Here is a 12,005-nt window from a genome sequence, read left to right as displayed (position 1 = left end):
TTGACTATCGACGTAAGCCAAGCTTTGTGATTAATTCACGGTAACGTGTGATATCGCTATTACGAAGGTAAGTTAGTAAGTTACGACGTTTACCAACCATCTTTAATAGACCACGACGTGAATGATGATCTTTCTTGTGAGTACGTAAGTGCTCGTTTAGAGTGTTAATTTGCTCCGTTAGGACAGCAATTTGAACCTCTGGAGAACCAGTATCAGTCTCATGAGTTCTAAATTGTGCAATGATTTCATTTTTACGTTCTTGTGTTAAAGCCATCCTATTTCACCTCCTATTAATTAAACCCCCAATTACCTAGCAAGCGTCGGTGAGTCGCAATGCCAAGCAATGGTTGTCATAAAGTACATAACATAGAATACTACTTTTCATTTGAAAAAGCAAGTATATTCTTTTCGCTCATAAAATATTCTTGTGCTGTTTTCTTATCTTTTGCGATTTGTTCAACTAACTCATCAATACCGTTGAATTTCTTTTCTGCTCTTATACGCATATGCCACTCTACTGTAACATTTTGATCGTATATATCTTTGTTAAATTCAAATAAGTGCACTTCAATTGATAATTGACGCTCATCTTCTTTAAAAGTCGGTTTATATCCAATATTACATACACCATCGTACCATTCATCGTGAACTTTTAATCTCACTGCATAAACACCTACAGGTGGCAATAAATACTCATCACTTAAACCTACATTAGCTGTTGGAAAACCAATTTGACGCCCACGTTTGTCGCCGTGTATAACTGTTCCCGCCACAGTATAGGCTCTACCTAAAATAGATGGAATTTGCTCCATTTCGCCATTTCGAATTAACTTTCGTAATGCTGTAGAACTTACTTTCTCTTCTTGAAATTCAACTTTTTCAATCACAGTCTGTGTAAACTCCCCTCTTGCATGAAATGGTAAAGTCTCCATCTTTCCTTTTCCTAAACGTCCATATGAATAATCAAACCCTGCTACTACATGCTTTACATTTAAACCAATAATATAATCATCTACAAATTGTTGCGGTAATAACCCTGCAAATGATTCATCAAATTTAATCACATATAATATATCGATTCCTAAGCTTTCGACTATTTTTTCTTTATCGCGCATTGGTGTAATATACTCCACATGCGCATCCTTTTTCCCTAAAACAACAGATGGATGAGGATGAAATGTCATAACTGCACTTTTATATCCTCGTTCGTCCGCTATTTTTTTCGCAGTTCGAATTACACATTGATGTCCTAAATGAATGCCATCAAAAAATCCTAATGCCATTACAGTAGGTGGTAATTCTAATTTATTTTGTTCATGTGGATGAGTTAAATGAATAAGTTTCACGCTTGAATTCACCTTTTTCTGTAATAATCCTTCCAATAATTCATTATAGCTTTAGTTCTTGATTATTCACAAGTACTTTCATCGGCTTTAACATGCCAGGATGTTTCGGATGATGTTCATAAATTGCTAAGCAACGATCATTTTTATCAAACACTGTAATAAATGGTGCTGTTATTTCTAATTCATTCTTTAAGAACATACCATTCTTTATTTTCTCTGCTTGCTTTTCATCTACAACCATTTTTGGAAACTTACTTAATGCTTCATCAATTGAAATGAAGATAGACTCTACTGTTCCATTTTGCACGTTTTCTTCAATTTCTTCAAATGATATGCAATCTTCTAATAAAAATTCACCAGATGCCGTTCTTACAAGGTGAGACATATGTGATGGGAAACCAAGTTTCTCCCCGATCATTACAGCTAATGTTCTTACATATGTTCCTTTACTACACGTTACACGGAAACGGAATGAAATATTTTCACCTTCAAAAACTTCACGATCATCAAGTAATACGAATTCATGAATTGTAATTGTACGAACTGGACGTTCCACCTCTTGTCCTGCTCTTGCATATTCATATAATTTTTTCCCGTTTACTTTTACAGCCGAGAACATTGGTGGCATTTGTTCAATCGTGCCTGTTAATTCCGCAAGAGCTTTCTCTACTTCCATACGAGTAATAGTACGATCTACATTTTTCGTTTCAACAACCTCACCAGAAGCGTCTTCAGTTGTCGTTGAAAACCCTAATGTTACTTCACCTTCATATGTTTTCGTTTCACTTGTTAAAAATTGTGCAATTTTCGTTGCTCGTCCCACACAAATAGGTAATACTCCTGTTACATCTGGATCTAATGTTCCCGTATGACCAATTCTCTTTTCTCGCAATATCTTTCTTAATTTAAATACACAATCATGTGATGTCATGCCTTTTGGCTTATGTAATAATACTACACCTTCCATATATGTTCACCTCATCATAATTCTTTCGTATTAAATATCCAAAACTTATTTTGCATTGAAAAAATGGATAGACAAATGTCTATCCATTATTCTTCACGTTTACCGTCTTTATTAATTTCATGTAAAAGTGTATCAATTCGATGACCATATCCGATAGACTCATCAAACTCAAAGGTAATTTCCGGTGTTTTACGAAGACGAATACGTTGGCCAATTTCTGAACGAATAAAGCCTTTTGCCTTCGCTAAACCTTTTAAAGTATTTTCTTTCTGTTCTTCGTCACCTAAAACAGAAATATATACTTTAGCAATTTGTAAATCACCACTCACTTGTACATCTGTTACTGTAACAAATCCAATACGTGGGTCTTTAATTTTACGACTGATAATATCGCCTAATTCTTTTTTCATTTGCTCGCCCACACGGTTCGCACGTAATTTCATAACTCTTCACCTCATTCAATACCATTCCAAATGTGTTATTGTACGTTCAATTTCAGGAAATGAATCGATGTACTCAAGTACACGATTCATTTCTTTTTCACAGATAACACGATTTGAGGATACGGAAACAATTGCAATTTCTGTACGTTGCCATACATCTTGATGCCCAACTTCAGAAACAGCTACATTATAGCGCTGTTTCACACGAGTTAACACACGTTGTAAAATTGCACGTTTCTCTTTTAAAGAATGCACATCGTAAATCATACACTCGAATGAGAGTGAAGCGATAATCATCGCTTCACTTCTTCCATAATGTACGCTTCAATGATGTCCCCTTCTTTAAGATCATTATATCTCTCAATTGTAATACCACACTCATAGTTTTGTGCAACTTCTTTTACGTCGTCTTTGAAACGTTTTAACGTATCAAGTTGTCCTTCGAAAATTACTACGCCGTCACGGATAATACGTACGCCACTATCACGCGTAATTTTACCGTCTGTTACGTAACAACCTGCGATTGTTCCAACTTTTGTTACTTTAAACGTTTGACGAACTTCTGCTTGACCGATTACTTTTTCTTCGAATTCTGGATCAAGCATACCTTGCATCGCTGCTTCAATCTCTTCGATTACTTTATAAATAATACGGTGTAAACGAATATCAACGTTCTCTAATTCAGCTGTACGCTTCGCGTTCACATCTGGACGTACGTTAAATCCAATTACAATTGCATTAGATGCAGAAGCTAAAATGATATCAGATTCTGTAATCGCACCTACACCAGTGTGAATGATTTTAACTTTTACACCTTCAACATCAATTTTACGAAGTGATGCTGCCATCGCTTCAACAGAACCTTGTACGTCTGCTTTTACGATTAAGTTAATTTCTTTTACATCGCCCTCTTGGATTTGTTGGAATAAATCTTCAAGGCTTAATTTAGATTTCTCACCACGTTGTGCAACTAAAGCTTCTTGTGCACGTGATTCACCGATTTGACGAGCTTTCTTCTCATCAGCGAATGCCATGAAACGATCTCCAGCCTGTGGTACTTCGTTTAAACCAGTAATTTCAACAGGAGTTGATGGACCAGCAACTTTTACACGACGACCAATATCACTTACCATTGCACGAACACGTCCGAATGAAGTTCCAACAACGATTGGATCTCCAACTCGAAGCGTACCGTTTTGAACAAGTAATGTCGCGATAGTTCCTTTACCTTTATCAAGCTGTGCTTCGATTACTGTACCAGTTGCATAGCGGTTTGGATTTGCTTTATATTCTTCTACTTCACTTACAAGAAGGATCATTTCTAGTAAGTTGTCAATGCCTTCGCCTTGAATTGCAGAAATTGGTACGAAAATAGTATCTCCGCCCCAAGCTTCTGGAACTAATTCATATTCTGTTAGTTCTTGCATTACGCGATCAGGGTTTGCAGCTGGTTTATCCATTTTATTCACAGCAACAATAATTGGTACTCCTGCTGCCTTCGCATGGTTAATTGCTTCAACCGTTTGTGGCATAACACCGTCATCCGCTGCAACAACAAGGATTGTAATATCCGTTACTTGTGCACCACGAGCACGCATCGTTGTAAATGCTGCGTGACCAGGTGTATCTAAGAATGTAATCTTCTTATCGTTTACTTCAACTTGATATGCACCGATATGCTGAGTAATTCCACCCGCTTCGCCTGCAGTTACTTTTGAGTTACGAATAGAATCCAGTAATGTTGTTTTACCGTGGTCAACGTGTCCCATGATTGTAACTACAGCTGGACGTTCTTTTAAGTTCTCTTCATCATCTTGCTCATCAATGAATGTTTCAAACTCAGTCTCGCTCACAATTACTTCTTCTTCTACTTCAATACCGTAGTCGTTAGCAATTAACTCAATTGTATCTTTATCCAAGTCTTGGTTAATTGTTGCCATAATTCCAAGCATGAAGAGCTTCTTAATAATTTCAGATGGCTCTTTGCTTAATTTTTTAGCAAGATCTCCTACTGTAAGGCTTCCAGAGAAAGTAATTTTATCTGGTGTTTCTACAATTTGAGTTTGTTGTCTACCAGCAAAGTTCTCTTGACGTTTGTCTTCGTTCCCTTTGCCTTTTTTCTTTTTCTTATTGCTGTTCTTTTTACTGCGAACAACTTTTTCTTCTACTTCAAACTCATCTGCAACAGAAGGTTTTTCAGTTTGATATTCATTATCTAATTTATTTACTACTTCATCGTCTAACATTGTCATATGATTCGAAACCTCGATATTCATTTCTTTTAGTTTTGTCATAAGATCTTTACTTGAGATATTATGTTTTTTTGCATATTCATGCACTCGAATTTTACTCATACCTTCACCCCCGGTAATTTGTATCGAGCATGCTACGCAGCTTTTTCGCAAAGCCTTCATCTAACACAGCTACAACGACTCGCTCATCTCTCCCAATCGCATGCCCTAATTGTTGTCGATTTTCGACCTTTCTCATTGGTACGTTGTAGTACGTAGTTTTATCTGTGATGCGTTTTGTAGTATTTACTGACGCATCTTCAGATAGCAATACAAGTTTTGCTTTGCCACTTCGTACTTCTTTTAAAACGAGTTCTTCACCCGAAATAATTTTCCGAGCCCGGTTTGCTAGTCCTAAAAACGATTTCCAATCGGACACTTATTTCGACTCCTTCTCAACAAGCTCAAGAAGCTCTTCATATAAAGAACCGTCGATTTTCGCTTTTAGATGATGTTCCAAAACATTTTTCTTTTGAGCTTGAAGAATGCTCTCCTTGTCCTTCGACAAGTAAGCACCTCGTCCTGATTTTTTCCCAGTTAAATCAATGGACACTTCTCCCTCTTTGGAACGAACAATGCGAACGAGCTCTCGTTTTGATTTCATTTCTTGCGTTGCAACACATTTTCGTAACGGAACTTTTCGATTGCTCATACTCATCACCTCTATTCGATTTCGTCTTCCACTGAATCGAATCCAAATGCGATTACGCTATCTTCTTCTGTTACAATACCAAGTTGTTTCGCATCAGACTCACTCTTAATGTCAATTTTCCAGCCTGTTAATTTAGCTGCAAGACGTGCATTTTGTCCACGCTTACCGATAGCTAATGATAGCTGGTGGTCTGGAACAACTACTGTTGTCGCTTTTTCTTCTTCATCTACAAGTACTTTAACAACTTGTGATGGGCTTAATGCATTTGCAACATATTCAACTGGATCATTTGACCAGCGAACGATGTCAATTTTTTCACCTTTTAATTCGTCTACAATGCGTTGTACACGTTGCCCTTTTGGTCCTACACAAGAACCAACTGGATCAACATCAGTGTTCTCTGCATATACAGAGATCTTAGAGCGATCGCCAGCTTCACGTGCTACAGAACGAATTTCTACAGTTCCATCATAGATTTCAGGAACTTCCATTTCGAATAAACGTTTTAAAAGACCAGGATGTGTACGTGATACGTAAATTTGTGGTCCTTTTGTCGTTTTTTCTACTTTCGTAATGAATACGCGAATACGATCATGTGGTTTGTATTGCTCATTAGGCATTTGCTCGCTTACAGGTAATAAAGCTTCTACTTTTCCTAAGCTTACATAGATGAAACGAGCATCTTGACGTTGTACAATACCTACCATAATATCTTCTTCACGGTCACTAAACTCAGAGTAAATAACACCGCGCTCTGCTTCACGCACTCGTTGTGTTACAACTTGTTTTGCAGTTTGTGCTGCAATACGACCAAAGTCTTTTGGTGTTACTTCAATTTCTAGTACGTCACCATCTTGATAGTTTGGATTAATTTGTCTTGCTTCCTCTACAGAAATTTCAAGACGTGGATCAAACACATTGTCTACTACGTCTTTACGTGCTAAAACTTGAATTGTTCCCACTTCTGGGTTAAAGCTCACACGAACGTTTTGTGCTTGATTAAAATTGCGCTTATAAGCAGAGATTAAAGCTGCTTCAATCGCATCAATAATAATGTCTTTGCTAATGCCTTTTTCAGATTCTAATACGAGCAAAGCATCTAATAACTCAGTGCTCATGAAGATCCCCCTTCTAACTAAAACGTAACAGCAAGTCGCGCATTTGCGACTTTATCCATCGAAATTTGGATTTCTTTTTTACGTGTTTTAATTGTTAATAATAATGTTATTGTTGTACCATCGTAAGAAAGCAGCTTTCCTTCAAACATCTTTTCACCATCAATCGGCTCATATGTTTTAATTGCCACTTGTTTTCCTACCGCTTGCTGGAAGTCTTTTTCTTTCTTTAATGGGCGTTCCGCTCCAGGAGATGATACATCCAAAAAGTAAAGATGAGGAATTGGGTCCTCTTTATCTAAAGCTTCGCTTAAACGTTCACTTACCGCACCGCATTCTTCAATGTCGACTCCCTTTTCAGAATCGATGAATACGCGTAAGAACCAGTCTTGTCCTTCTTTCACATACTCTACATCTACAAGTTCAAGATTTAACTCTTCAACGATCGGCTGCGCAAATGCTTCTACAACTTCTGTGACTTTCTTATCCATAAACAGCCTCCTTCCTGCCGTCATGTACCATTTAAAAGAAGAAGACCCCGCCAATTTAAAAACGGTCTATCTTATTCTTTCTCGTTAGCTAACAAAAGCCCCTGCTGTTAGCAGGGATTATCTGTCTTAGTATTACCAAATTTAAGAAGTAAAACTTGTAACAAAATATGTATATACGACAGAAATCTTTTACCTATCTACGTAGATAAAACATAGATAGTAACACGAAAGAGTGGGTTTCCCCACTCTTTTCTTTACACAATATACATGACATGGTTATCTCGGTTAATAGTATATCATAGGAAATGTTGATTTGCAAAGACTTTTCCTACCTACTAGAACAGTGATAACTGGTTTTGATCCGGTAAGTCTCCTAAACAACCTTGGCTATCTAAATACTCAATAATTGTTTTCGAAACCTTACTTCGCTGTTGCAAGTCTTCTTTTGATAAGAAGTCTCCATTTTTACGTGCTTCTACAATACTTAAAGCTGCGTTTGTGCCAAGACCAGGTACTGCATTAAATGGAGGGATTAATGTATCTCCATCAATAATAAATTCTGTTGCATGTGAGCGGTATAAATCCACCTTTTGGAATGAGTATCCACGCTCACACATTTCAAGTGTCATTTCTAGTACCGTTAATAAACTCTTCTCTTTCGGCGCAGCATCGAGTCCCTTTTGAGCAATTTCATCAATTCTTGCACGTATAGATGCTGAACCTTTCGCCATTGCCTCTACATCAAAATCATCTGCACGAACTGTAAAATATGCGGCATAGAATAACAGTGCAAAATGTACTTTAAAGTATGCGATACGTACAGCCATAAGTACGTAAGCAGCCGCATGGGCTTTAGGGAACATGTATTTAATCTTCTTACATGAATCAATATACCAACCTGGTACATTATTATTTTTCATGTCTTCTTCCCATTCTTCCGGTACACCTTTACCTTTACGAACCGACTCCATGATTTTGAAGGCTAATGATGGATCTAGACCTTGATAGATTAAATATACCATGATGTCATCACGACAACCGATAACTTCGCTCAGCGTACATGTACCGTTATAAATTAACTCGTTTGCATTACCAAGCCATACGTCAGTACCATGTGATAGTCCAGAAATTTGGACTAACTCTGAGAATGTCGTCGGTTTTGTCTCTTCTAACATCTGTCTTACGAATTTTGTACCAAACTCTGGTATACCAAGTGTACCTGTTTTACAGTTAATTTGTTCTTCCGTTACCCCTAACGATTCTGGACCAGAGAAAATTTTCATTACTTCTGGATCATCCGTTGGGATTGTTTTCGGATCAATACCACTTAAATCTTGTAACATACGAATAACGGTCGGATCATCGTGTCCTAGTATATCAAGTTTCAATAAATTATCATGAATCGAGTGGAAATCAAAATGCGTTGTTCTCCATTCAGCACCAATTGAATCAGCTGGATACTGTATTGGTGAGAAATCAAAGATATCCATGTAATCTGGCACAACGATAATACCGCCTGGATGCTGTCCTGTTGTACGTTTTACACCGGTACACCCTGCTACTAAGCGATCAATCTCTGCATTTCGAATCGTTAAGTTATGATCATTTGCATAACCTTTTACATATCCGTAAGCAGTTTTTTCCGCAACTGTACCAATCGTTCCTGCACGATATACATAGTCTTCACCGAACAGTACTTTCGTATAGTTATGGGCACGTGGTTGGTATTCCCCGGAGAAGTTCAAATCGATATCGGGTACCTTATCTCCTTTAAATCCAAGGAACGTTTCGAACGGAATGTCATGTCCATCTTTTACATATGGAATATTACAAGCAGGGCATTCTTTATCTGGTAAGTCAAAACCAGAACCTACAGAACCATCATTAAAGAATTCTGATTGCTTACACTTCGGACATACATAGTGTGGTGGTAATGGGTTTACTTCTGTAATTTCCATCATCGTTGCAACAAATGATGACCCTACCGATCCACGCGAACCTACTAGATATCCGTCTACTAACGATTTTTTCACAAGCTTATGTGAAATTAAATAAATTACGGCGAATCCATGCCCAATAATACTTTTTAATTCTTTTTCTAAACGTGCTTCTACAATTTCCGGTAGCTCTTCACCATAAATGCTACGCGCCATTTTATAACTCATATCACGCGTTTCATCATCAGCACCTTCAATTTTCGGTGTGTATAGATCGTCTTTTACTGGATGCACATCACCAATTAATGACGCAATCTTTTGTGTATTTGTTACAACAACTTCTTTCGCTTTGTCTTCACCTAAGAATGAAAAACATTCTAACATTTCATCAGTTGTACGGAAATGTACTGGCGGTAATGAATGTCGATTTAACGGATTGGCTCCGCCCTGCGAACTGACTAAAATTTTACGATACATTGCATCCTCAGGGTCTAAATAATGCACGTTTCCTGTAGCAACAACTGGTTTATCTAACGTCTCACCTAGTTTTACTAAGTTAGAAATAATTGTTTTTAATTGACCTTCGTCTCGAACAAGTTCACGTTCTACTAAATGACGCAACACCTCTGGAGGCATTACTTCAATGTAATCATAGAACTGGGCAATTTCTTCTACCTCTTCAGGTGCCTTTTGCATCATTGCCTCGAACACTTCACCTTTATCACAAGCCGTTCCTACTAAAATTCCTTCACGGTATTTTTTTAATAGTGACCTCGGCACACGTGGTACACGGTAAAAGTAATTAAGGTGAGAATATGAAACAAGTTTATATAAATTTTTCAATCCAACATCTGATGTGGCAAGTAACGTCATATGACTTGGACGGCCACGCTTATACGCATCCCCTTGTCCCATGCTATCATTTAATTGATCGTGATATTCAAATCCCTTTTCAATTACGTCTTTCAACATTTTCACAAGTAAATATCCCGTCGCTTCTGTATCATAAATCGCACGGTGATGTTGTGTTAATTCAATATCAAGTTTTTTACACATCGTATTTAATCGATGATTTTTCATTTCTGGGAATAAGAATCGTGCAAGTTCTAACGTATCAATAACGGGGTTATTCGTTTTTTCTAGTCCAGCCTTTTTAAAACCTACGTTAATAAAGCCCATATCAAAGCTCGCGTTATGGGCAACAAGTGTATGGTCGCCCATCCATTCCTCAAACTTTTTAAACACTTCGTCCACTTCAGGTGCATCAGTTAACATATCATCTGTAATACCTGTCAATTCAATAATCGTCGCTGATAATGGTTGATGTGGATTTGCGAAAGATTCAAAGCGATCAATAATTTCGCCACCCTTTACTTTTACGGCAGCCAACTCAATTACTGTATCGTATACAGCTGATAAACCTGTCGTCTCAACGTCGAAAACAACATACGTTTCCTCTGCAAGTAAACGATGCGCTTCGTTATACGCTATCGGTACACCATCATTAACTAGATTTGCTTCTACACCATATATAACTTTAACTCCAGCCTTCTTCCCCGCAGAATACGCCTCTGGGAAAGACTGAGCCACGGCATGGTCTGTAACCGCAATAGCCTCATGTCCCCATTTACCAGCTTGAGCAACAAGCTTAGAAACTGGAGTGACAGCGTCCATTTGACTCATCGGAGTATGGAGATGCAGCTCTACTCGTTTTTCGCCTTCTGGTGCTTTATCTTTACGAGACGGTCCTGTTATTTCATTAATATCATTTGCAATCATTACTAAATCTCGAACGAATGTATCGTTTTGAACAGAACCACGCGCTTTCACCCACATTCCTTTTTTCAAGGATTGCAGCATTGGAATATCTTCTTTGTCACGCGAGAACATTTTGATCATAATAGAATCCGTATAATCCGTTATTTTTAAAGTTAATAACGTACGTCCACTACGAAGCTCTTTTGTTTCTACATGGAAGACATATCCTTGAACCGTTTTTCTTCTTTCTTCATCTTGAATTTCTCGCATCGGTGTAATCTCTTCATCTGGCTTAATAAGATACCCGAGTGTAATCGGTCCTTCATACACAACGCTGCTTTCTTCAGCTTGCTTCTTCGCCATTTCTTCCATAGCTTGTATAACACGCTCGCGGTCTTCTTGCTGCGTTTGTTCACGAAACTTTTGCATTTCTTCTGTATTTTGCTGTATATGTGTGTCTAACTGAAAACGCGGGAATCCAAAAACTTCGTATTGATCCCCTACTGGTTTCGCAACGTTTTTCTTTAAAGCAGTAGACTCCAGCTCGTTATTCACATTTATTAGCAACTTCACACCATTCACCTGCGGAAGCTGCTTCTTTAAGTATGCGAACATAGGTGAAAATGTAATTCGTTCCGTACAAAGCGGCCAATACGCCCTCACTTCTTCTTCTGTAAATTGTTTATTCTCTGTTTCTAATGCAAATGTTGTTCTTGCAATATGAGAAAATGATTGCTTAAGCTTTGTTTCTAGCAATTCATATAATTCTGTAGGCAAAATACGTGGCACTTGTAAATCAAAATGCCAACTTTTATTCGCTTTATCAATAACGAGCCTTTCAATACCACCGCCTTGTAAATATTGATTTATAAGGTCGTCTGGTATTTGCAACTGCTGGAGCAAAATTTGAAATCGCTCTTGTTGTTCATTTGTTAAAGACATAAGCACTCTCCTTCCATTTGCTATTATAAATTGAAACGTACCACAAAGAAAGATTTCTCACCT

General features: G+C 37.7%; 11 protein-coding genes. All 11 read right to left on the bottom strand.

The annotated features are described in order from the left end of the window. Positions 1-4 precede the first annotated feature (4 nt). Positions 5-274, bottom strand: a complete 270-nt coding sequence (rpsO, locus tag DN404_RS15430; protein WP_001229392.1) for a 30S ribosomal protein S15 — start codon at positions 272-274, stop codon at positions 5-7. 100 nt (positions 275-374) lie between these two features. Next, positions 375-1,346, bottom strand: a complete 972-nt coding sequence (gene ribF, locus DN404_RS15425) for a bifunctional riboflavin kinase/FAD synthetase (protein WP_000766706.1) — start codon at positions 1,344-1,346, stop codon at positions 375-377. Positions 1,347-1,389: 43 nt separating this feature from the next. Then, positions 1,390-2,313 (bottom strand): tRNA pseudouridine(55) synthase TruB, encoded by a 924-nt coding sequence (gene truB / locus DN404_RS15420; RefSeq protein ID WP_000399350.1) that lies wholly within the window; start codon positions 2,311-2,313, stop codon positions 1,390-1,392. 86 nt (positions 2,314-2,399) lie between these two features. After that, on the bottom strand, positions 2,400-2,756 hold the full coding sequence (gene rbfA, locus DN404_RS15415; RefSeq protein WP_000776437.1) for a 30S ribosome-binding factor RbfA: 357 nt from the start codon (positions 2,754-2,756) through the stop codon (positions 2,400-2,402). Positions 2,757-2,771: 15 nt separating this feature from the next. Then, positions 2,772-3,053 carry a DUF503 domain-containing protein gene (locus DN404_RS15410; RefSeq protein ID WP_000582363.1) on the bottom strand — a complete coding sequence of 94 codons (282 nt, stop codon included), beginning with the start codon at positions 3,051-3,053 and terminating at the stop codon, positions 2,772-2,774. Then, positions 3,050-5,110, bottom strand: a complete 2,061-nt coding sequence (gene infB, locus DN404_RS15405; protein WP_000036343.1) for a translation initiation factor IF-2 — start codon at positions 5,108-5,110, stop codon at positions 3,050-3,052. The genes DN404_RS15410 and infB overlap by 4 nt, the downstream gene beginning before the upstream one ends. A 4-nt stretch (positions 5,111-5,114) precedes the next feature. Continuing rightward, positions 5,115-5,426, bottom strand: a complete 312-nt coding sequence (locus DN404_RS15400; RefSeq protein WP_001286523.1) for a YlxQ family RNA-binding protein — start codon at positions 5,424-5,426, stop codon at positions 5,115-5,117. Continuing rightward, positions 5,427-5,699, bottom strand: a complete 273-nt coding sequence (gene rnpM / locus DN404_RS15395; protein ID WP_000071127.1) for an RNase P modulator RnpM — start codon at positions 5,697-5,699, stop codon at positions 5,427-5,429. 11 nt (positions 5,700-5,710) lie between these two features. Further along, complete coding sequence (nusA, locus tag DN404_RS15390; RefSeq protein WP_000102604.1) at positions 5,711-6,817, bottom strand: transcription termination factor NusA; 1,107 nt, start codon at positions 6,815-6,817, stop codon at positions 5,711-5,713. A gap of 17 nt (positions 6,818-6,834) precedes the next feature. Then, a complete protein-coding gene (gene rimP / locus DN404_RS15385; RefSeq protein ID WP_000359096.1) occupies positions 6,835-7,305 on the bottom strand; it encodes a ribosome maturation factor RimP in 471 nt (156 codons plus the stop codon). Positions 7,306-7,640: 335 nt separating this feature from the next. Beyond that, entirely contained in the window at positions 7,641-11,942 is a 4,302-nt protein-coding gene (locus tag DN404_RS15380; RefSeq protein ID WP_000060005.1) for a PolC-type DNA polymerase III, read from the bottom strand. Between the last annotated feature and the right edge of the window lie 63 nt (positions 11,943-12,005).

The organism is Bacillus sp. TE8-1 (assembly GCF_008368855.1).
GTDB classification, from domain to species: domain Bacteria; phylum Bacillota; class Bacilli; order Bacillales; family Bacillaceae_G; genus Bacillus_A; species Bacillus_A cereus.
The sequence above is the reverse complement of the archived record's forward strand: the minus strand, read 5'-3'. Positions and strand labels throughout refer to the sequence as shown.